Here is a 20,017-nt window from a genome sequence, read left to right as displayed (position 1 = left end):
ATGAGTCACGCCGGAAGCTGTTTTTGCGGGGCCGTCAGACTTGTGGTCAAGGGTGCGCCCGAGGGAATGGGTTATTGTCACTGCCGTTCCTGTCGCTCGTGGTCTGGCGGGCCGGTCAACGCCTTCAGCCTCTGGAAGCCGGAGGCGCTGGAGATCGAGTCGGGAGCCGAGCATATTGCGACGTTTCAGAAGACGCCGCTCAGCGAGCGCAAATACTGCAGGAAATGCGGCGGTCATCTGATGACCAATCATCCGACCCTCGGGCTGGTGGACGTGTTTGTAGCGACGATTCCGACGCTGGAGTTCAAGCCGGGCGTTCACGTCAACTACGCCGAGACGGTGCTGCCAATGCGGGACGGTCTCCCGAAGCTCAAGGATTTTCCCGCCGAGCTTGGGGGCTCCGGCGAAGCCGTCGCGGAATGATCAACCCGTAAGAAAGAAAGGCCGCCCTTCTCGGGCGACCTTTCAGTCGAGATGGTCACATGCCTGGGCTAGCGGTGGCAGACACCCAAATCACGCGGGCCAGGGCGTAGAGGCTATCAATCCGGCCGGACCATCTCGAACATCGCCTCGGGGCGAATTTCGAAATAATCGCCCTTGCGGCCGGCGCGGACGATCGGGCGGGCGAGGCCGGTCTGGTAGACCCCGTCCCTGATCATGGCCTTGTCGATATGAACGGCGACGACCTCGCCCAAGGTCAGCCAGGCCTGCGCCTTTTCGCCGTTGGCGCCCTGCAGCTGGATGATTTGCGTCAGCTTGCACTCGAACGAGACCGGGCTTTCCGCCACCCGCGGCACGTTGACCACCTTGCCGGGCACCGCGGTCAGCCCTGCGACCTTGAACTCGCTGACGTCGTGGGCGACGTGGGCGGCGGTTGCGTTCATCTGTTTCGCCAGGTCCATGGTGGCGAGATTCCAGACGAACTCGCCGCTCTCCTGGACATTGGCGACGGTGTCCTTCCAGGAGGTCGAGGAGAAGCCGATGATCGGCGGGTGATAGCAGAAGCCGTTGAAGAAACTGTAGGGCGCGAGGTTAATATTGCCCCTGGAGTCCCGCGACGAAATCCAGCCGATCGGGCGCGGGGCGATGATGGCGTTGAACGGATCGTGCTTGAGACCGTGGCCGTTCTTCGGTTCGTAAAAATGCAGGTCTTTTGCAGTCACACTGAGGGTTCCGTCATTGCGAGGAGCGATAGCGACGAAGCAATCCATAGCACAGCATGCGGCCACATGGATTGCTTCGCGGAGTTTATCATCGGGCGCGCATTCGCGCGACCCGGTGGCTCGCAATGACGGGAGTGTCAACTGACGATTGCGTCAATTCGCTTTGGCCCGCGGCGCCAGCCCCGCGATCACGAAATCGATCATCTCGTCGATGGTCGGCCCCGGCTTGTTGCTGGTTTGCGCGATCATCTGCGGATGGAAAAACCGGATCATCGCGGTGCAGGCGCACATCGCCGCCAGCTGAAGGTCGGCAACCTCGAATTCCCCGGACGCAGCACCCTGCGCGATCACGCTGCCGATCGTTTCGGTGATCAGCTGCATATGGGCCACGCAGACGTCCCAGTCCTCCTCCATCGCGATCGCGACCATCTCATGCAGCTTGGAATCGCCGACATAGCGCTCCGAGTTCATGCGATGGATGGTTTTCATCAGCTCGCGCAGGCGCACCTCCGCCGGGCCGCTCTGGGCCGCGATGGCCTGCGCCGCCTCCTCGACCCCGCCCATCAGGCCGCGCGCGACGCCTTCGTGGATCGACTTCTTCGAATCGAAGAAGCGGTACACATTGGCCGGGCTCATCCGCAGTTCTTTGGCGATGTCGGCGACCGTGGTCTTCTGGTAGCCGATCTGGCGGAACAGACGCTCCGCCACCACGAGAATCCGCTCGCGGGTGTCGGGTTCGATATGTTCGGCAGTCAGCGTCATTGCGTGCTCAATGTTCAATTATTCGGCAGCTTCAGCAAGCGGAAATGCGGGCTGGGCTTCCGTCCCATGTTGCGGCGCAGAAACGGGCAGCTCGCTCGGGCCGCTTTCCTCCAGGCTCTTGCGGAACCAAAGGGCGTAGAGGCCCGGCAGGTACAGCAAGGTCAGGAAGGTTGCAACAAACAATCCGCCCATGATGGTGATCGCCATCGGGCCCCAGAAGGCCGAGCGCGACAGCGGGATCATCGCCAGGATCGCGGCGAGCGCCGTCAGCACCACCGGGCGGGCACGGCGGACGGTGGCTTCGACGATGGCTTCCTTGCGCGTCAGGCCGTGGGCGACGTCGGTCTCGATCTGGTCCACCAAAATCACCGCGTTGCGCATGATCATGCCGGCCAGCGCGATCAGGCCGAGCAGCGCCACGAAGCCGAACGGCTGATTGGCGATATTCAAGCCGAGCGAGGCGCCGACGATGCCGAGCGGCGCGGTGAGGAAGACCAGCAACAGCCGCGAAAAGCTCTGCAACTGGATCATCAGCAGCGTCAGCATGACGATCACCATCAGCGGAAACAGCACGAAGATCGAGGCATTGCCCTTGGCGGATTCCTCGAACGCGCCGCCCGCCTCGATCCGGTAGGCCGGCTCGAGGTGATCGCGGATCTCCTGCAGTTTTGGCCAGATCTGGTTGGTGACGTCGGGCGCCTGTACGCCGTCGGCGACGTCGGAACGCACCGTGATCGCCATGTCGCGGTTACGGCGCCACATGATCGGCTCCTCATGCGCATACTCGATCCTGGCGATCTGCTGCAGCGGCACGGCAACGCCGTTGCGCGACGTGACCGTGAGGTCGCCGACGCGGCCGAGATCGAGCCGTTCGGACGGCACCGCACGCGCGATCACGCCGACCTTCTCGATGCCGTCGCGGATCGTCGTCACCGGCGCGCCCGAGATCAGCATGGCGAGGGCCTGCGAGACGTCCTGCGGCGTGAGACCGAGCGCGCGGGCGCGGTCCTGGTCGACCACGAGCTTGAGGTAGGGCGACTGCTCGTTCCAGTCGAGCTGCGCCTCCTTGATATTCGGATTCTGCCGCATCACGTCGCGCACCTTGTAGGCGATGTCGCGCACCGCGTTGGCGTCGGGGCCGATGACGCGGAACTGAACGGGGAAGCCGACCGGCGGACCGAAATTGAAGCGGTCGACGCGGACGCGCGCTTCGGACAGTGTGCCGTCAGCGACCGCCTGCTCGATCCGCGCCTTGATCCGCTCGCGGGCCTCGACGTCCTTGGCCACGATCACGATCTCGGCAAAGGCTTCGTTCGGCAGTTGCGGATTGAGGCCGAGCCAGAAGCGCGGCGAGCCCTGGCCGACATAGGAGGTATAGGTCGCGATATCCTTGTCGTCCTTCAGCAGCGTTTCCGCCGTCTTCACCGATTTTTCCGTGACGTTGAAGGCGGTGCCTTCCGGCAGGCGCAACTGCAGGAACAGTTCGGGCCGCTCCGACAGCGGGAAGAACTGCTGCTGCACGTGGCCGAAGGCCACGATCGAGGCCACGAAGACACCGACGGTCGCCAGCACCACCTTGACCCGGTGATCGACACACCACTGGATCATGCTTCGAAGAACGCGATACATCCGCGTCTCATAAACCGCGTGCGGATCGTGGTTATGGTGGACGGTGATGTTCGGCAGCAGCTTGACGCCTATATAGGGCGTGAAGATCACCGCCACGAACCAGGAGGCGACCAGCGCGATCGCCACGATCCAGAAAATGCCGCCGGCATATTCGCCGACCGCCGAATTGGCAAAGCCGATGGGGAGGAAGCCAGCGGCCGTGACCAGCGTCCCCGTGAGCATCGGAAACGCGGTAGATTCCCAGGCAAAGGATGCCGCATGGATGCGGTCCCAGCCCTGTTCCATCTTCACCACCATCATCTCGACCGCGATGATGGCGTCGTCGACCAGAAGGCCGAGCGCGATGATCAGCGCGCCCAAGGTGATGCGGTGCAAATCGAGCGACATCGCATTCATCACGATGAACACGATCGCGAGCACCAGCGGCACCGACATCGCCACCACGATGCCGGTGCGCCAGCCGAGCGCGACGAAGGAGACGAACAGCACGATCGCAAGCGCCTCGATGAAGGAGTGCACGAACTCGCCGACGGCATGCTCGACGACTTTCGGCTGGTCGGCGATCTGCTCGACCTCAATACCCTGCGGCACCGCCTTCATGAAATCAGCGGTCGCCTTTTCGACGTCCTTGCCGAGCTCGAGGATGTTGGCGCCTTTTGTCGTCACGACGCCGATGCCGAGCGCGGCCTTGCCCTCCTGGCGCACGGTGAAGGTCGGGGGATCGACGTAGCCATGGGTGACGGTGGCGATATCGCCGAGGCGGAACACGCGGCCGTTGCTTTCGACCGGGGTTTCGGCGACGGCCTTCACGCCATCGAGCGCGCCGGTGACGCGCAGCGGCACGCGCTGCGAGGAGGTCTCGACCGTGCCGGCCGGGGTGACATTGTTCTGCTTGGCGAGCGAGTCGAACAGCGCCTGCGGCGTGATGCCGAGGGTGGCGAGCTTGGCGTGAGAGAACTCGACATAGATGCGCTCATCCTGGTTACCGTAGAGATCGACTTTGGTAACACCAGGCACTTTCAATAGCCGCTGGCGAAAACCTTCGGCGGCCTTCTTCAACTGGGCGTAGTCGGCGCCGTCACCGGTCATCATGTAGAGGATCGAGTCGACGTCCGAGAATTCGTCATTGACGACCGGGCCGAGGACGCCGGCCGGCAACTGGCCCTGCACGTCGACCAGTTTCTTGCGCAACAGGTAGAAGAGATAAGGCACGTCCTTCGCCGGGGTGGAATCCTTGAAAGTGACCTGCAGCGCCGCGAAGGCCGGCTTCGAATAGGTCTGCACCTTCTCGAAGAACGGCAATTCCTGCAGCTTCTTCTCGATGGGGTCGGCGACCTGGGTCTGCATTTCCTGGGCGGTGGCGCCGGGCCAGATCGCGGAGACGTTCACGACCTTCACGGTGAAGAACGGATCCTCGGCGCGGCCGAGCCGCTGATAGGAGAAGAAGCCGGCGGCGCCGAGCATGATCATCAGGAACAGGATCAATGTCGGATGGCTGACCGCCCAGCCCGAAAGATTGAAGCGCTTCATGTCACTCTCCAAGATCCAAAACCGTGTGCATCAGGCCGTCATTGCGAGGAGCGAAGCGACGAAGCAATCCACACTTCCTTGTAGCGCGATGGATTGCTTCGCTGCGCTCGCAATGACGGGGGACTAGAACGACAAGGACGAAACGACGCGGACCTTCTGGGCCGGGTCGATCTTCTGCACGCCCAGCGCCACGACTTTCGCGCCCTCATCGACGCCGCCCGATATGATGACGCAATCGCTCTCATAGGATTTCACGGTGACCGGCTTCAGCGTCACCTCGCCCGTGTCATCGACGATATAGAGCGAGGGATCGCCACCCTGGCTGTACAGCGCCGACAGCGGCAGTTTTGCGACGCGCTCGGTCGCGGAATCCGACAGCGTCATGGTCGCGGTCATGCCGAGCGAGACACTGTCGCCAGCGTCAGGCAGCGAGAACTTCGCCAGATAAGTCCGGGTGGCGGGATCGGCCGTCGGCGCGATCTCGCGCAGTTTTGCCGCATATTTCTTGTTGGCTTCGGACCACAACGTCACCGTCGCGACGCCGGACTTGGCGCGCCCGACCAGCGTCTCTGGGATAGCGACCACGGCTTCCTTCTCGCCAAGGCGCGCGACGCGGATCGCGGTCTGGCCGGAGGCTACGACCTGGCCGGGCTCAACCAGGGTCGCGGTGACGACGCCGCGGGTGTCGGCCTCGAGCGTCGCATAGGAAAGCGAGTTCTTGGTCAATTCGACCGAACGCTCGGCGCGATTGAGACGCGCGCGGGCTTCGTCGGCGGCGGCGCGGCTCGTGTCCATCTGGGCGTCGGTGGTCCAGCCCTTGGCGCGCAGATCCTTGGCGCGCTGCTCGGCGGCGGCGGCCTGCGCCAGCACGCCGGTGGCGGCGCGGAATTCGGCCTCGGCCTGCTCGGCCTGCAGCTTCAGATCGACTTCATCGAGGGTGGCGAGCGGCTGGCCGAGATCGACGGTCTGGCCGACTTCCACGAGGCGCTTTGCGACCTTGCCGGGAACCCGAAAACCCATGTCGGCCTCGATCCGGGGCTTGATGGTGCCGACGAAACTGCGCTCCGGGGATTCCGCCTCGTAATGCACCGTCGCCACCAGCACGGGACGCCCGGGCGCCACGATTTCGGCGGCCTTTTCATTGCACCCGGTCAGCGCAAACACGGCAAGCGCCAGCGCCGCGCCGGTTAGAAGCCTGTAATAGCTCGAGAAAATCGAACGGGCGAACATCGGCCTCTCCATCATCAACAACTTGATGATGACTATCGAATGTTCACTGATGAATGTCAATATTCGTCAGTAGACAACTAACACACTAATTCGTGAGTTCCTGGGTGGCTAGCGCGTAACCATCCCCGTCGCCCCGGCGCAGGCCGGGGCCCATAGCCACCGATGGTCGTGTTGCAAAAGCCGTCCACCCGCGTGCCCCTTCCCGGGGCCGCGGCGTATGGGTCCGGCCCCCGTGCGCAATTGCGCACCAGGCCGGGACGACGGATGGAGAGATCGCGGCTTACTGCTTTGCGGCCGCGAATTCCGTCTTGGTCTCGTGGCCACCGAGGAAAACCAGCAAGCCCGCGGCGAGCGGCAACAGCGACAGCACCAGCAATCCCATCGACGTGCTGCCGGTCGCTTCCTTGATCCACCCGATCAGAAACGGCCCGCCGAAACCGGCGAGGTTGCCGATCGAGTTGATCAGCGCGATCGCACCCGCAGCCGCCGTGCCGGATAGCCACGCGGTCGGCAAGGTCCAGAACACCGCAAAGGTGCAGAACACGCCGATCGCGGCGATCGTCAGCACGATCATCGTCGTGGTTGGATCGCTGATGTAGCTGGAGACGCCAAGCGCCAGCGCGGTCAAGAGCAGCGGGCCGCCGACATGGGCGACGCGCTCGCGGGTGGCATCGGAGTGCCGCGCCCACAGGATCATCGCGATGGTGCCGAACAGATAGGGGATCGCGGTGACGAATCCGGTCTGGGCGTTGGTGAGGCCGAACGCCTTGACGATCTGCGGCAGCCAGAACTGCATGCCGTAGAGCGCGCCGACGAAGCCGAAATAGATCAGGCTGAGCGCCATCACCTTTGGCGACGTCAGCGCCTGCCCGAGCGTCAAATGCGTGGCCGCCTGCTTGGCGGTGTTCTCGGCGTTCAGCTTGGCCGCCAGCCACGCCTTCTGCTCGGCCGTCAGCCAGCCGGCCTTGTCCGGCCGATCGGTCAGATAGAACCAGCTGACGATGCCGAGCAGCACCGAGGGAATGCCCTCGATGACGAACAGCCACTGCCAGCCCTTCAGCCCCATCGCGCCGTCGAGCCCGAGGAGGAGACCGGAGACCGGCGCGCCGATCACGGTGGACACCGGAACGGCAATGGCGAATGCGGCGAGGAAGCGGGCGCGGTATTCCGCCGGATACCAGTAGGTCAGATAGAGAATGATGCCGGGAAAGAAGCCGGCTTCGGCGACGCCGAGCAGAAAGCGCAGGATGTAGAAGCTCCATTCGCCGCTCACGGTCGCCATCAAGCCCGAGATGATGCCCCAGGTCACCATGATGCGGGCGATCCAGCGGCTGGCGCCGAATTTTTCCAGCGCGAGGTTGCTCGGCACCTCGAAGATGAAATAGCCGATGAAGAAGATGCCGGCGCCCCAGGCGAAGATCAGCGGCGTGAACTTCAGTTCCGCATTCATGGTCAGCGCGGCGAAACCGAGATTGACGCGATCGAGATAGGAAAAGAAATAAGCCAGCACCAGAAACGGAATCAGCCGCAGCGAAATCGCACGAATGGTCGAGGTCTCGATCTCGCTTTTGGCAGGCGTCTGGCTCATGGAATACCCCCGGTTTCTTGTCCGTGACGATTAGCCAGTGCCGCCGCTTCTGGCAACGTTCGATGCCCGCGTTGCGGGAGCGCGGGCATTCCGTTGCTGCGGGGCTTGCCGGTTCCGATCGGGAGTTTCACTCCGCCAGCTGAAACCGCTCGAAACGATCCAGCTCCTCTTCGATGCGGCGCTTGAATTCCTTGCGGGCGCCCTTCTTCCCGACGTTGCCGACCCAATTCCATTTCTGCATCGCTCGATTTACCTGAAGCTGGCGCAGAGTCGTCGCGCCAAATTTGATGGACAAGCGGGCACAACTTGTACGATCTGATCCGGCGTAATCCGCGATAGATATGGCTCTATTTTCCGCAATTTAAGGACCGCCTCGCGGTCATGCTGCGTGAGGAGCTCAACATCTATCAAGGCCCGGACATACTTATCCGCAGGGTCGCATAGGTGATTTCTACGTTGCATGCCGGGGAAAGACTTATCATTGTAGTGCTTAAGCTGCAGGCTAAACGCCACAGCTACGCCTTCTTCGAGAAACGTTATATCAACCCCCTTTGATGGCCCCAAAACGTGGATTGTTTCGTGCGCCAAGTTGAATAAGTTAAAGTCGTGATGCGTCAAAGTTTTGATGTTGAGTCTGATGCAGACGGTATTCCCTTCAAGCGGGCAAGTTTGATTGTGGTTGTCCCAAAGCTCGATTCCCAATGGGGTCCAAGCCTTATCCCTTGGGCCGTAAAGCGCTTCTGCATCTGATAGAAAGAGGCCGAACCACGTCGGCAGCGCGTAAGACCACACGCCGCCGTCTTGCGCCTTCGATACGAAAAGATCAGACATCATGCCACTCGTCGTTTAAAATCGGAACGCTGCAGTCCATTTCTGTTTTGGCTAAAGTCAGGGGAATGAGCAGATCACAGTTCGCCAATCCCGTACGCCCAGAATCCAGCAGCGAGCGCCGCGGCCACGCGTATACTACGCAAGCGTGCGATTCGCATCAGCACATCCATCTGAGATCGTAAAATGACTAGCCCGCTCATGGCCGCCTTGGAAGTCTTTGAAGCGGCCGAAGCCAACCTAATCAAACTAGAGCGGCTTTGGGAGGAGATCCAATTGCTCATTCCCACAGGCATCGCATTCGGTGAAAGTCCAGAATATGAAGATCGATGTAGATCAATGACAACGGTATTGGCGGCGTTGCCCAAATTGGCCGGGTGGAAGCCTAGTATCTCACCGCCCGATCTGAATGATGTTGCGCAGAACCGATTCGACGCTATCGAATCCGGCGACCCGACAGCGCAGCTCCATATTGAAAACTGGATAGCTGAGCCCGGGCGCGACATCCGAGAGTATCGCTTTCGTTTCAATCAGAAACGCCGTGAACTCGTCCGTGACACCTTAGTCGAATTGATAGATTCCGTTGACGCCGCGATCCGCGAAATGCGGCGGGCAATCGGAGGAGCGGAACCAAATGCAAAAGTGGAACTCAAACGTTGGGAAGAACTAAAGTCGCTCCTCGACCAAATCAAGGTCCTTCTCGGGAGCAGTATTCCGCAACCCGCCTATTGGTCGGTGCTCGCGCGCCATCTGCACTTCGGAATGGTCTGCGATTTCGACGATATAGAAAAAAATGATTGGCCAATGGTCAAGAAGGAACTCAGGCAAGGTCTTTATGGAGAGAACGAGCCGCTACCAGTCGAGGTTGAAGATCTTGCAAGTCTAGTGGCCGCGAAGCCACGAGGTGCGGTGACGATGCAGCTCGACTGGAGAAGGCTGAACGCCGAGGATTTCGAGCGGCTTGTCTTCACCTTGATTTCTAACGAACCTGGCTATGAAAATCCCGAGTGGCTATTGCGCACCAATGCACCCGATCGTGGGCGTGACCTTTCCGTTATGAGAATCGTGATCGATGGCTTAGCTGGCACACTACGACTTCGCGTCGTTATTCAATGTAAGCATTGGCTTGCACAAAGCATCTCATTGCCAGATGTTTCGTCAGCAAAAGAACAGATGGCTCTTTGGACTGACCCTCGCGTAGATGTCCTAGTGTTTGCGACCAGTGGTCGTTTCACAGCGGATGCCGTTCAATGGGTCGAGAAGCACAATTCGTCCGGCCATGCCCCTCGGGTGGAGATTTGGCCTGAAAGTCATTTGGAGCGTCTCCTCGCGGCTAGACCGGCCCTGATTGCTGAGTTCAAGCTACGCTAAAAAAGGAAGTTGAGCCATCAGAGGCGCGAGATCAAGCCCGAGACACGCTCAACAGGCTCCCCTTCGATGCAACTCAGTTCCTTTTTGCACCATTCCATGCGCGCTCTTTCAGAGTTTTTCGTGTTCTTGCTGGCTTCCGCCGATTTCTTGGCCATCTTCCACGCGGGCTTTTTCATCTTCTTCGCGCCGTCTTCGTCGCGCGCCTCTATCTTCCGCGCGAGCGATTTGCCGTTCCATGACGTCTCGCGGGAGCAATCGTGCTAGACTCATCGGCCAGGAGGCCGAAGGCTGTTAACAGAGACTCACTCCGCGAGCTGAAACCGCTCGAAACGATCCAGCTCTTCCTCGATGCGGCGCTTGAATTCCTTGCGCGCGCCGCGCGCCGCGCCCTTGCCGACCCAGCTCCATTTCTGCATCAGCAATTTTTTGTTCTTGCGGTCGGTCTTGAGATCGATGGCGGCGACGATGTCGTCGCCGACCAAGACCGGCAGCGCGAAATAGCCGAACAGGCGTTTTTGCTTCGGCACATAGGCCTCGAAACGGTGGCCGTAGCCGAAGAACAATTCGGTGCGCTTGCGCTGGATAATCAGCGGATCGAACGGCGACAGGATGTGCACCAGGCCGGGATCGCCCTCGCCGATCGGCGCAAACGTCGCCGGATCCGCCCAATGCTCCTGCTTGCCCGCGCCTTCCAGTGCGATCGGGACCAGCTCCTTGCGGCGCACGCGCGCTTCGATCAGCCGCCGGATCGACGCCTTGCTCGGCGCGTCGAGATGGCAGATCGAATCCAGGCTCACGATCCCCTGCGCGCGAAGCGCGCGATCAAGCAAATAGGTGGAAACTTCCGTCGCCGAAGCCGGTTTCGGCGGCTTGTCCCAGCCGAAATGCCGCGCCGTCAGTTCATAGGTCTTCAGCATGCCGGCGCGTTCTGCGATCGTCACCTCGCCGGAATAGAACGCCAGCTGCAACGCGCGCTTCGAGGGCTTGCGGCTCGCCCACAGATGCTCCTTCTCCGTCAGCACATCGTCCTCGATGTCGCGGATGGTCAGCGCGCCGTCGCGCCGCAGCAGCCGCATCACCTTGCGCGTGTCCGCTGTGCTGACGGATGAAAACCATTTGTGGCCTTCGCGCTTGTGCAGCTTCATCGCGGGCAGGAAGAAGCGCAAATCCTTCGCGGGCACATAAGACAGGGCGTGCGTCCAGTATTCGAATACGCTCTTGTCGACACTCTGGGCCTGCCACAGATCGGCACGCCGATAGCCGGGGATGCGGCTATAGAGAATGTGATGATGGCAGCGCTCGATCACGTTGATGGTGTCGATCTGCACATAGCCGAGATGCTCGACCGCGGCTGCGACGGCCGTCGGCCCGTCGCCAAACGGCGCCGGCATATCGAGCCGTTGGGCGCGCAGCCAGATTCGCCGGGCCTCGGTCTTGGTCAGGGGATGGGGGGCGGTCGCGCGGGGCATTGCGCGCAATGTAGCGGGATTCGCGCGTGTGAGGAGGCCCGGATTTCAGTGGGCTGTGCACTTCCTCACCGCTTCGGCCGCTCCGTAATACTGCCGGTCGCGACCTCGGCTTCGCAGGAAGCCTTGCCGCGCTCCGGGGCCTGGCACCGGTACAGGTTCCCGGTGAGACGATCGACCAGCCACGCGCTCTCTTCGGTCGGGCCCTCGAACGCCAGGTAGCGGCCACCAAGTGCCGTGATCAGCGTCGACAGCAAGATCGCCGCCGCGATCATGGCCGCGCCGATCAAGACCGGCATTGCGCTTGCCGGACCGGTGCGATCCGGTGTGCCTGTGCGATAATTTTGATACTCACGCTGACGCTTTACTGAAAACACCCGCCCGCCTGTTTCGCTCTACGATCGCCTTCGCGAGCCATTTTCTTAAGTCATCATCTGGCCGATTTGTTGTCCGCTACCCGGCGCTGGCGCGACCGCATTAAGATTGGAAATGAACAGCAACGAAAAGGGTCGAAGGACGCTGCGACGGGGGCGCAAAATCAGAGCAAATAAGGTTCGCTGGAGGCCACCATAAAATAGTGCCGGACGCTCTACCGGTTCCAGCGCGGCGAAACCGCTGTTCCGCAACGTGACCTGGATCACAATTGCCGGTTTGAACCTGTCTTATCCTCGCAACATCAAAACGCCGTGCACGCCAATTTGCAGGGCGTAAACCGTGAGGATTAGGACAATGACCCGCTTTCATGGACTTTCCATCGTGACAATCGGCGCCGCGCTGTCGATGACGGCGGGCCTGGCACTGGCCGGCGACAACACCGTCTCGGCCGATCAGATCCTGAGTGCGCTGAAACCGAAGCCGCTGACCCGCGGCCTGTCGACCGGCGTGCAGGTGGACCCGGCGGTCCAGGCCAAGGAAACCAGTTTCGTCGATACGCTGCGCAACCGCAAAACCCGGTCGCTCTCGCTCGGCGAGCGCGAGGAAATCGCGGAGATCGCATCGAACAAGCCGAAGATCGATCTCGAGATTCACTTCGACTACAACTCGGCCGATATCAGCAAGAGCGCGCTGCCGGCGGTGCAGGAATTGGGCAAGGCGCTCTCGGACGCCAGCCTGAAGGGTTCGACCTTCGTGGTGGCCGGTCACACCGATGCGATCGGCGGCGAGGCCTATAACCAGGACCTCTCCGAGCGGCGCGCCGACACGATCAAGAAGTACCTCACCGCCAAATACGGCATCGTCGGCGCCAATCTGGTGACCGTCGGTTACGGCAAGACCAAGCTGAAGGACCCGAATGCGCCGATGGACCCGGTCAACCGCCGCGTTCAGGTCGTCAATATGGAAACCCAGGCAGCTTCGAAGTGACGTGATGCGTCCGATCCGCCCGCCGTTGCGGCGGGCATTTCTGGTCTACTTCCCGTTCTGATGCGATTTTCTTGTCAGATCCAGTTCTGGAAAATCATCAGCCGGTTGAACGTCTCCATCGAGGTTCCAATGAACGCGGCCGAGATCGGCAGCATGACGGCGAAGCCCGCGAAACCGACGAGGACGAAGGCCCATAACAGCCAGCGCGGCGTGTTGCCGCGCCGGAGCGCATAGACCAGCGCGAAGCTCGCGGTGGTCGCGGCCGGCAGATAGTAATAGATGAAGCCGAGTGTTCGCGGCAGCAGCGCCCAGGCAAGGTAAGGCCCGAAGTAGAACGCCAGGATCAGAAATGCATCCGCCCGCCGCGTCACGATCCAGTCGCGCAGGCAAACCACAACCGCGAGCAGCGCCGGCCACAGGATCAGGGGATTGCCGAGGAACACCACCGCTGCGATCCGGTCGTCGCCGATCTTGTCGAACAGATACCAGACCGGGCGCACCAGAAACGGCCAGGATGGCCACGCGCTCATATAGGTGTGGCCGGCAATTGCGGTGGTCGTGTTATCGGTAAAAATCCGGCGTTGCGCCTCCATTATATCCGGCAGCGACAGGCCGTAGAGCGGAATGAAGGTGGCGAGATAAACGGCCGCCGGAATCAGCACGAAGCACGCGACGAAGTGATAATATCTGAAGCCGGGCCAGAGGTCGGGACGGTACCAATCCTCGGTGTTGCCATCCGCAAATTGCGTACGCCAACTTTGCATCAGGCGGATCGTGCCGACGATCACGATGCAGACTGCGAGCACGAACAACCCGCTCCATTTGCAGGCGGTCGAGAGACCGAAGGCGATGCCGGCGAGCGCGAACCAGAGATGCGGCCTGTGCTTCCGGAAACCATGCATGAAGGCGGCGATCGCGAACAGGCTGAAGGCGAGCGAAAAAATATCCAGCATCGCGATCCGCGACTGCACGAACAGCATCTGGTTGAAAAAGGCGAGCAGGCTGGCGGCGATCGCAGGTCCCTGGGCTGCAAACAGCGCCAGGCCGCACAGATACACCGCGACAATAGCGAGCGATCCGAACAGCACGCCCGGATAACGCCAGCCCAGCGGCCCGTCGCCGAACGAATGGATCGACAGCGCGATCAGCTGCTTTGCCAGCGGCGGATGCATCGGGTTGAGCATCGGTGTCGGCATCACAGGCTCGAGCAACTGCCGCGCCGCCGGCACATAATGCACCTCGTCGAAATAGAATTTCTCCGGCGTGGTCAGGCCGATCAGCATCGCGAAATGCGCGATGAAAAAAATAACTCCCGCAATAATCGCGGTGTGCGCGGCCGAACGACGGAGAACAGAAGGTGATTCGCGCACGATGCTCACGGATCAATGGAATTACGGACAAACTCAAGTGTGAGCGGAGCGGATTTTTATGTCCATCGCATTGAACGCATCTTGGTTTCGTTGCCACTAACCATCGAGCTAGTAAGGCGCTGCTTGTGATAAATCTGCCACATCGCATGCACACGCGATCCGGTACGATGTCGGGATAGATCGATCGGTAATGAAATGAATTCGCGTCACTGCTTTCTTTCTGCATTTGCGTTCAGTTTCGTAGTCGCGCTGATGGCAAGTCCCGTTCACGCGCAAACCCGCGTCGGCGAAGCCGCTGTCGTCAAGAATGAAGTCGTCCGCGTGGCGGCATCGGCAACCACCCAGATCAATGTCGGCGATAGCCTGTTGCGGGACGAAGTCGTGCGTACCGGCCTCGACAGCGCAACGCGGCTGGTGATGGCCGACAGCACCAATTTGTCGCTCGGTCCGAATGCGACGATCACGCTCGACCGCACCGTGTTTGACGACGAACACCATTATCGTGACGTCGCGGTGAAGTTGACATCGGGCGCCTTTCGCTTCGTCACCGGAAATTCGCAAAAGGCCGCCTACAAGATCACGACGCCGCTCGCGACCATCGGCGTCCGCGGCACCATCCTCGATATCCTGGCGCAGCGGGGCAAGAGCACCATCAAGCTGCAGGAGGGTGCCGCGACCGTCTGCACCGTCACCTTTCAATGCATCGAGCTGACAGAGCCCGGCGAAACCGCGGTCATCACCTCGAACGGCGGCAAGATCACGATTGTAAAAGCCAACAACGTCCCCTGGAGCTTCGCATCCAATTGCGGCGGGACGCCCGGGCTTTGCAGCACCAGCCAATATGCCGACGCAACGCCGGCCGTGATACCGGCCGTCGACGACGATCCCACCGGCATGCTGTGCGGGCGCTGACGATGGCAAGATTCATCCGCTGCCTGTTAGCGTCGGCCGCACTCGCCGCAATCTGGCTTTTGCTGGTTCAGATCCAGCCGACGCCTGCGTTTGCGGCGGGAGACACCGTTGTGAATGGCGATTGTACCGAGTGTGGCGCGACGCCAACACCAACCCCGACGCCTACTCCAACGCCGACACCCACCCCTACTCCGACCCCTACTCCGACCGGCTCGGATTCCAGCGGGGGATCGATCAACGATCTGGCCAAGCAACGCTTCAACCAGATGATCACCAATCGCGTGCTCGGCTCGGTGCTGCTCGGGGTCAACGAACAGGTCAATTGCAGCGATTGCGTCAGCGCATTCGGCTCGGCCGGATCGTTTTCGGCCGGCATCCACGGCCGCAAGAGCCTGACCGCCAATCTGTCGCTGCTGGCGGGCATCGCCTACACCCAATACAGCGAGGGCGGCTACAGCGTCGCCAGCGCGCCGATCGGTGCGTTCGCGCTGCGCTATGATTTCGTCGACTGGGGCTCGTCGCGGCCGTTCTTCGATATCGGGGCGATCCTCACCCCCTATGAGAAAGTGCGCTATCGCCGCGGCTATATGACGAGCCTCGGGGCGGTGTCGCTGGATAGCCAGACAACGGCAGACAATTACGGCGCCTATGGCCGTGCGGGCTGGATCAGCCGGCTGTCGCCTCGCGATGAAGTCGCAGCCTCCGTCGAGGTCTGGCAGCTATGGCAGCGGGTCAAGGGCTACACGGATCCCGCCGCCGCGTTCAACCCGTTCGATGCCTCGATCGCCGGCGGCACCGATCGAACCAACCTGGTCAAGGTCGGCGGGCAATGGACGCATCTGTTCGGCTCCAGCGTCGAGGCCAATATCAATGGCGGGTTCGTGCAATCCTTTGCCACGCATTCCGGCATTGTCGCCACCGTCACCGGCGATGGCCTGGTGGTGCCGACGATCGGTAACCAGAGCTGGTTCGAATATGGCGGCCGCCTCGGCTTCCGGATCACCAATGGCTGGATCGCCGACCTCTTCGTCAACGGCACCGCCGGCCCGCAGCCGGTCGGCAATACCATCCACGGCGGCGTCGGACTGCGGATCAGCTACTAGAGCGAGCCGTCATGCCCGGCTTTAAGCAGGGCAACCGTCATTGCGAGGAGCACTCGCGACGAAGCAATCCATTCTTCCTTGCTGCACGATGGATTGCTTCGCTACGCTCGCAATGACGTTGAGAGGCCGGCCGAACCCTCACGTCGCAATCGGGGTCGGCATCGTCAGAAACGCCCGCGTGACGTGCCAGAACAATTGCCGGTTGGTCGCCAGCGTCACCGAATGGGCGGTGCCGGGCAGGATGATGAACTGGCGGTCGCCGCTCGGTAGCTTGTTATAGAATTCCTCGAGGTCGGCGACGGTGGCGATGCCGTCATATTCGCCGCGCACCAGCAGCACCGGCGCCAGCACCTTCTCCGGGTGGACCACCGGCAGATTGGCGGTCATGTCGAGATAGGTGCCGGTCGGGATCTGGTCGCCGAACACCATCTCGGCGTCCGCCAGCGCCTCAATGGCGGCGGGATCGGAGGTGCCGGGCTTGTCGCGGGTCGCGATTGATCTGATCATCTCGCGGTCGCGTTTGCGCATGTTGTGCGAGCGATAATATTCAAGCTGCTCGGCGCGCTTGGTCAGGGTCGGCGATCCCTCGCCCTTGTAGGTGAAGGCTGCGAACACCAGCCGGTCGATGTGCTCGGGCGCCGCCATGGCATAGGCGCCGGCGCGCAGTGCGCCGGAGGACTCGCCGAGGAAATGAAACTTCTTCTGGCCGGTTTCGCGGGTGACGACTTCGACGGCGACCTTGAGATCCTCGACGCCGCTGGCGATATCGGCATTGCCGGACGTGCGGCCCGACTTGCCGTAATTCTCGTGATCCATGGTCCAGCAGTCAAAACCGTAGCGGGCGAATTCGTTCATGACCGAATATTCGCCGTGCCCAGGCACGTTGAGATCGAACGTCCTGGATGTCACCGACGAGCCATGGACGAAGAACAGGACCGGCCGTGCCGGCTCGCCGGCCTTGGGCGCGCCGAGCCGCTTGCGATATATCCACAGCGGAATATCGCCCTTCTTGGCCCAGTATTCGCTGCTCCAGATTTCTCCGCCGGCGGGGGCATCCGCGGTCGCGGCCTGCACCGGCATGGCGCCCGTCATCCCGGCGGCCACACCCACGCCGATGCCCTTGATCACCGCGCGCCGTGGCAGCGGATGCTTCGAACCAGTCATAACTGCTCTCCCTTTCGCTCCCGGATTCCTCGTCCGGTGTTGCTGCCGGCACGATAGCAGCCCGCGCGCTTGTTTGCGAGCGAACCGACGCAAGCGCGCGTCGCTCCATTCCACAATGTCGGATGGACCCACGATTTTGTGAACAAGGCCGCCAAAACAGCGCGAGCCTGCGCTCGGGAAGACGGCTTAGTCTTGGCGGCCGCCTGGCCGGAAAAATCCGGCATGAAGGAGCGAATTGATGCGCAGCGGGACACCGTAGTGCGCGAAACTCAGGGAGGAATTATGTTCAAAACATCGTGCGCGGTTTTGACGACTGCGCTGCTCTGCTCCGGATTTCCCGCGATCGGCCAACAGCTGCCCGACGGACCCGGCAAGGAGTTAGCCGAGGCCAATTGCAACATCTGCCATACGTTGTTGAGCCGCGTGGGTTCGGGCTATACGGCGAACGGCTGGAGCACCGTGCTGCGGATGATGGTCAATCAAGGCGCTCCGCTGCCGGCTGATCAGATCGAGCCGCTCAAGGCCTACCTGATCCAGAGCTTCCCGGAAAAGGGCAAGCCCGACGGCGTGGTCATTCCGGGACCGGCCGAGGTTTCGTTCCAGAAATGGCAGGTCCCCACCCCGGGCTCGCGACCGCATGACCCGTTGGCAACGAAGGACGGTGCGCTCTGGTACACCGGCCAATTGGCCAACGTGCTCGGCCGGCTGGATCCCGCGACCGGCAAATTCACGGAATTCAAGCTCAAGACGCCGCACTCCGGACCGCACGGGCTGCAGGAGGATCATGACGGCAACATCTGGTACACCGGCAACACCGGATCCCTGATCGGAAAGCTCGACCCGAAGACCGGAGCCGACACCGAATACCCGACCCCGGAGCAGGGCGATCCGCATACGCTCATCTTCGACAAAAACGGAATCCTGTGGTTCACGATGCAGAACCTCAACCGGATCGGTCGTCTTGACCCGGAGAGCGGCGAGATCAAGCTGCTCACGCCACCGACCGCCAATTCGCGCCCCTACGGCATGGCGTTGAATTCGAAAGGCAACATTTTCTTCGTGGAGTTCGGCACCAACCAGGTCGGCAGCATCGATCCAAAGACGATGGAATTTCGCGAGTACCGGCTGCCGGATGCGGCATCGCGACCGCGCCGCATCACGATCACGAGCGACGACATCGTGTGGTACTCCGACTATGCGCGCGGTTATCTCGGCCGTCTTGATCCGGCGACCGGCAAGGTGACGGAATGGCAGTCGCCGAGCGGGCCGAAGTCGGAGCCGTATGGCATCTCGGCGATCAACGATATCATCTGGTATAGCGAGTCCGGCTCGACCCCGAATACCGTGGTGCGCTTCGATCCCAAGACCGAAAAATTCCAGAGCTGGGCGATCCCCGGCGGCGGAAACATCGTGCGCAACACGTCGGTCACGCGCGACGGCAATTTCCTGCTGGCCAACAGCCTGATGAATGACATTACGCTGGTCACGATAAAACGGGACTGAGGCAGACGACGGATCCCGCATGCGATTCCGCCGGCGACGCTTAAGCGTGGCCGGCGGATAGACGCCCCTACTTCTTCTCCGCCGGGTCCCTGTGCACCGGGTCGACCCAGAGCACGGTCTCCGGCTTCTCCACCGGCTCGATGTCGAGATTGATCGCGACTGCCTCGCCGTCGCTGCGCACCAGCACGCATTCGAGCGTCTCGTCGCGGCTGGCATTGATCTCCTGATGCGGCACGTAAGGCGGCACGAAAATGAAATCGCCGGGACCCGCTTCCGCGGTGAACTGCAGCTGCTCGCCCCAGCGCATCCGCGCCTTGCCCTTCACGACATAGATGATGCTTTCGAGATGGCCGTGATGATGCGCGCCGGTCTTGGCGTCGGGCCTGATGGTGACCGTGCCCGCCCATAATTTCTGCGCCCCGACGCGCGCGAAGTTGATCGCGGCCTTGCGGTCCATGCCCGCAGTCGACGGCACGTTGGGATCGAGCTGATTGCCGGGAATGACGCGGACGCCGTCATGCTTCCAGCGCTCGTCGTGATCGTGGGAATGATCGCCGCGGGAATGACCGGAATGGGTGTGATCGTGAGAGCCTGACATCATGCTGCTTTCGCTGAAATGTTCATTCGCGAACGGTACATAAAACCGTGATCGCAGACCAGACGAATAAAGGAACGATCGGCGCATACGAGGCTTGTCCTGTCGACGCTTAACAAAGGAGAGTTCCCATGGGCGCAACCGCAGACAAGATCAAAGGCGCGACCAACGAGGCAATCGGCAAGGCCAAGCAGGGCATCGGCGAAGCCACCGGTTCCGATCGCCTGCAGGGCGAAGGCGTGATTCAGGAAGTGAAGGGCAAGGGCCAGAAGGCCGTCGGCGACGCCAAGGAAGCGACGAAAGACGCCGCCAACAAGGCGGCTGCCGCGGCGAACAAGAACCTCTGATCGGCGCTGGTTCGATTGCAATCAAAGAGACCGGTCCGTTTGGGCCGGTCTCTTTTGTTACCTCGCTCCGCTTGCGGGCGAGGTCGAAGCCGAA

At 61.6% G+C, this 20,017-nt stretch carries 19 protein-coding genes; 8 read left to right on the top strand and 11 right to left on the bottom strand.

The window, feature by feature from the left end; genetic code table 11:
- Entirely contained in the window at positions 1 to 423 is a 423-nt protein-coding gene (locus NL528_RS12450; protein ID WP_309182952.1) for a GFA family protein, read from the top strand.
- Between the two features lie 116 nt (positions 424 to 539).
- Here the strand turns inward: NL528_RS12450 and NL528_RS12445 are convergent, their stop codons facing one another.
- The 6 genes from NL528_RS12445 to NL528_RS12420 form a co-directional block, all read right to left on the bottom strand.
- Positions 540 to 1,163, bottom strand: a complete 624-nt coding sequence (locus tag NL528_RS12445; RefSeq protein WP_309182951.1) for a flavin reductase family protein — start codon at positions 1,161 to 1,163, stop codon at positions 540 to 542.
- A gap of 153 nt (positions 1,164 to 1,316) precedes the next feature.
- Positions 1,317 to 1,925 (bottom strand): TetR/AcrR family transcriptional regulator, encoded by a 609-nt coding sequence (locus NL528_RS12440; protein WP_309182950.1) that lies wholly within the window; start codon positions 1,923 to 1,925, stop codon positions 1,317 to 1,319.
- Positions 1,926 to 1,943: 18 nt separating this feature from the next.
- Positions 1,944 to 5,084: an efflux RND transporter permease subunit gene (locus tag NL528_RS12435; RefSeq protein ID WP_309182949.1), complete on the bottom strand. Its 3,141-nt coding sequence runs from the start codon at positions 5,082 to 5,084 to the stop codon at positions 1,944 to 1,946.
- A 123-nt stretch (positions 5,085 to 5,207) separates the two neighbouring features.
- Entirely contained in the window at positions 5,208 to 6,314 is a 1,107-nt protein-coding gene (locus NL528_RS12430) for an efflux RND transporter periplasmic adaptor subunit (protein ID WP_309182948.1), read from the bottom strand.
- A gap of 280 nt (positions 6,315 to 6,594) precedes the next feature.
- Positions 6,595 to 7,902: an MFS transporter gene (locus NL528_RS12425; protein WP_309182947.1), complete on the bottom strand. Its 1,308-nt coding sequence runs from the start codon at positions 7,900 to 7,902 to the stop codon at positions 6,595 to 6,597.
- 249 nt (positions 7,903 to 8,151) lie between these two features.
- The gene (locus NL528_RS12420; RefSeq protein ID WP_309182946.1) at positions 8,152 to 8,733 is read right to left on the bottom strand and encodes a hypothetical protein; all 582 of its coding nucleotides are present in this window, start codon (positions 8,731 to 8,733) and stop codon (positions 8,152 to 8,154) included.
- Positions 8,734 to 8,916: 183 nt separating this feature from the next.
- Here NL528_RS12420 and NL528_RS12415 point away from each other — a divergent pair, with 183 nt between their 5' ends.
- The gene (locus NL528_RS12415; RefSeq protein WP_309182945.1) at positions 8,917 to 10,101 is read left to right on the top strand and encodes a restriction endonuclease; all 1,185 of its coding nucleotides are present in this window, start codon (positions 8,917 to 8,919) and stop codon (positions 10,099 to 10,101) included.
- 66 nt (positions 10,102 to 10,167) lie between these two features.
- The gene (locus NL528_RS12410) at positions 10,168 to 10,365 is read left to right on the top strand and encodes a hypothetical protein (RefSeq protein WP_309182944.1); all 198 of its coding nucleotides are present in this window, start codon (positions 10,168 to 10,170) and stop codon (positions 10,363 to 10,365) included.
- A 38-nt stretch (positions 10,366 to 10,403) separates the two neighbouring features.
- Here the strand turns inward: NL528_RS12410 and NL528_RS12405 are convergent, their stop codons facing one another.
- Together NL528_RS12405 and NL528_RS12400 are read right to left on the bottom strand one after the other, a co-directional pair.
- The gene (locus NL528_RS12405) at positions 10,404 to 11,570 is read right to left on the bottom strand and encodes a DNA glycosylase AlkZ-like family protein (protein ID WP_309182943.1); all 1,167 of its coding nucleotides are present in this window, start codon (positions 11,568 to 11,570) and stop codon (positions 10,404 to 10,406) included.
- Positions 11,571 to 11,635: 65 nt separating this feature from the next.
- Positions 11,636 to 11,866 carry a hypothetical protein gene (locus NL528_RS12400; protein ID WP_309182942.1) on the bottom strand — a complete coding sequence of 77 codons (231 nt, stop codon included), beginning with the start codon at positions 11,864 to 11,866 and terminating at the stop codon, positions 11,636 to 11,638.
- Positions 11,867 to 12,296: 430 nt separating this feature from the next.
- Between NL528_RS12400 and NL528_RS12395 the strand changes: the two genes are divergently transcribed.
- Entirely contained in the window at positions 12,297 to 12,929 is a 633-nt protein-coding gene (locus NL528_RS12395; protein ID WP_309182941.1) for an OmpA family protein, read from the top strand.
- A 74-nt stretch (positions 12,930 to 13,003) separates the two neighbouring features.
- Here NL528_RS12395 and NL528_RS12390 read toward each other — a convergent pair whose 3' ends face one another.
- Entirely contained in the window at positions 13,004 to 14,212 is a 1,209-nt protein-coding gene (locus NL528_RS12390; protein ID WP_375144053.1) for a phospholipid carrier-dependent glycosyltransferase, read from the bottom strand.
- Between the two features lie 339 nt (positions 14,213 to 14,551).
- On the opposite strand from NL528_RS12390, the gene NL528_RS12385 reads away from it, so the two are divergent.
- Together NL528_RS12385 and NL528_RS12380 are read left to right on the top strand one after the other, a co-directional pair.
- Positions 14,552 to 15,211: a FecR domain-containing protein gene (locus tag NL528_RS12385; RefSeq protein ID WP_309182939.1), complete on the top strand. Its 660-nt coding sequence runs from the start codon at positions 14,552 to 14,554 to the stop codon at positions 15,209 to 15,211.
- Positions 15,212 to 15,213: 2 nt separating this feature from the next.
- Positions 15,214 to 16,314 carry a hypothetical protein gene (locus NL528_RS12380; RefSeq protein WP_309182938.1) on the top strand — a complete coding sequence of 367 codons (1,101 nt, stop codon included), beginning with the start codon at positions 15,214 to 15,216 and terminating at the stop codon, positions 16,312 to 16,314.
- A gap of 138 nt (positions 16,315 to 16,452) precedes the next feature.
- Here NL528_RS12380 and NL528_RS12375 read toward each other — a convergent pair whose 3' ends face one another.
- A complete protein-coding gene (locus NL528_RS12375) occupies positions 16,453 to 17,478 on the bottom strand; it encodes an alpha/beta fold hydrolase (RefSeq protein ID WP_309182937.1) in 1,026 nt (341 codons plus the stop codon).
- 282 nt (positions 17,479 to 17,760) lie between these two features.
- Here NL528_RS12375 and NL528_RS12370 point away from each other — a divergent pair, with 282 nt between their 5' ends.
- Entirely contained in the window at positions 17,761 to 18,981 is a 1,221-nt protein-coding gene (locus NL528_RS12370; RefSeq protein ID WP_309182936.1) for a hypothetical protein, read from the top strand.
- A gap of 67 nt (positions 18,982 to 19,048) precedes the next feature.
- Here the strand turns inward: NL528_RS12370 and NL528_RS12365 are convergent, their stop codons facing one another.
- Positions 19,049 to 19,579 carry a cupin domain-containing protein gene (locus NL528_RS12365; protein WP_309184878.1) on the bottom strand — a complete coding sequence of 177 codons (531 nt, stop codon included), beginning with the start codon at positions 19,577 to 19,579 and terminating at the stop codon, positions 19,049 to 19,051.
- Between the two features lie 128 nt (positions 19,580 to 19,707).
- Here NL528_RS12365 and NL528_RS12360 point away from each other — a divergent pair, with 128 nt between their 5' ends.
- Positions 19,708 to 19,923, top strand: a complete 216-nt coding sequence (locus NL528_RS12360; RefSeq protein ID WP_309182935.1) for a CsbD family protein — start codon at positions 19,708 to 19,710, stop codon at positions 19,921 to 19,923.
- Positions 19,924 to 20,017: the final 94 nt, after the last annotated feature.

The organism is Bradyrhizobium sp. Ash2021 (genome assembly GCF_031202265.1).
In the GTDB taxonomy this organism is placed as follows: Bacteria; Pseudomonadota; Alphaproteobacteria; order Rhizobiales; family Xanthobacteraceae; genus Bradyrhizobium.
This window is presented reverse-complemented; position numbering and strand designations above follow the sequence as displayed.

What these genes read in the sequence shown, in the direction of transcription:
- NL528_RS12385 (WP_309182939.1), top strand. Translation starts at nt 14,552, where the DNA reads ATGGCAAGTCCCGTTCACGCGCAAACCCGCGTCGGCGAAGCCGCTGTC.
- NL528_RS12390 (WP_375144053.1), bottom strand. Translation starts at nt 14,212, where the DNA reads ATGCTGATCGGCCTGACCACGCCGGAGAAATTCTATTTCGACGAGGTG.
- NL528_RS12435 (WP_309182949.1), bottom strand. Translation starts at nt 5,084, where the DNA reads ATGAAGCGCTTCAATCTTTCGGGCTGGGCGGTCAGCCATCCGACATTG.
- NL528_RS12360 (WP_309182935.1), top strand. Translation starts at nt 19,708, where the DNA reads ATGGGCGCAACCGCAGACAAGATCAAAGGCGCGACCAACGAGGCAATC.
- NL528_RS12425 (WP_309182947.1), bottom strand. Translation starts at nt 7,902, where the DNA reads ATGAGCCAGACGCCTGCCAAAAGCGAGATCGAGACCTCGACCATTCGT.
- NL528_RS12380 (WP_309182938.1), top strand. Translation starts at nt 15,214, where the DNA reads ATGGCAAGATTCATCCGCTGCCTGTTAGCGTCGGCCGCACTCGCCGCA.
- NL528_RS12395 (WP_309182941.1), top strand. Translation starts at nt 12,297, where the DNA reads ATGACCCGCTTTCATGGACTTTCCATCGTGACAATCGGCGCCGCGCTG.
- NL528_RS12405 (WP_309182943.1), bottom strand. Translation starts at nt 11,570, where the DNA reads ATGCCCCGCGCGACCGCCCCCCATCCCCTGACCAAGACCGAGGCCCGG.
- NL528_RS12370 (WP_309182936.1), top strand. Translation starts at nt 17,761, where the DNA reads ATGTTCAAAACATCGTGCGCGGTTTTGACGACTGCGCTGCTCTGCTCC.
- NL528_RS12410 (WP_309182944.1), top strand. Translation starts at nt 10,168, where the DNA reads ATGCAACTCAGTTCCTTTTTGCACCATTCCATGCGCGCTCTTTCAGAG.
- NL528_RS12365 (WP_309184878.1), bottom strand. Translation starts at nt 19,579, where the DNA reads ATGTCAGGCTCTCACGATCACACCCATTCCGGTCATTCCCGCGGCGAT.
- NL528_RS12415 (WP_309182945.1), top strand. Translation starts at nt 8,917, where the DNA reads ATGACTAGCCCGCTCATGGCCGCCTTGGAAGTCTTTGAAGCGGCCGAA.
- NL528_RS12450 (WP_309182952.1), top strand. Translation starts at nt 1, where the DNA reads ATGAGTCACGCCGGAAGCTGTTTTTGCGGGGCCGTCAGACTTGTGGTC.
- NL528_RS12420 (WP_309182946.1), bottom strand. Translation starts at nt 8,733, where the DNA reads ATGTCTGATCTTTTCGTATCGAAGGCGCAAGACGGCGGCGTGTGGTCT.
- NL528_RS12400 (WP_309182942.1), bottom strand. Translation starts at nt 11,866, where the DNA reads ATGCCGGTCTTGATCGGCGCGGCCATGATCGCGGCGGCGATCTTGCTG.
- NL528_RS12375 (WP_309182937.1), bottom strand. Translation starts at nt 17,478, where the DNA reads ATGACTGGTTCGAAGCATCCGCTGCCACGGCGCGCGGTGATCAAGGGC.
- NL528_RS12440 (WP_309182950.1), bottom strand. Translation starts at nt 1,925, where the DNA reads ATGACGCTGACTGCCGAACATATCGAACCCGACACCCGCGAGCGGATT.
- NL528_RS12430 (WP_309182948.1), bottom strand. Translation starts at nt 6,314, where the DNA reads ATGTTCGCCCGTTCGATTTTCTCGAGCTATTACAGGCTTCTAACCGGC.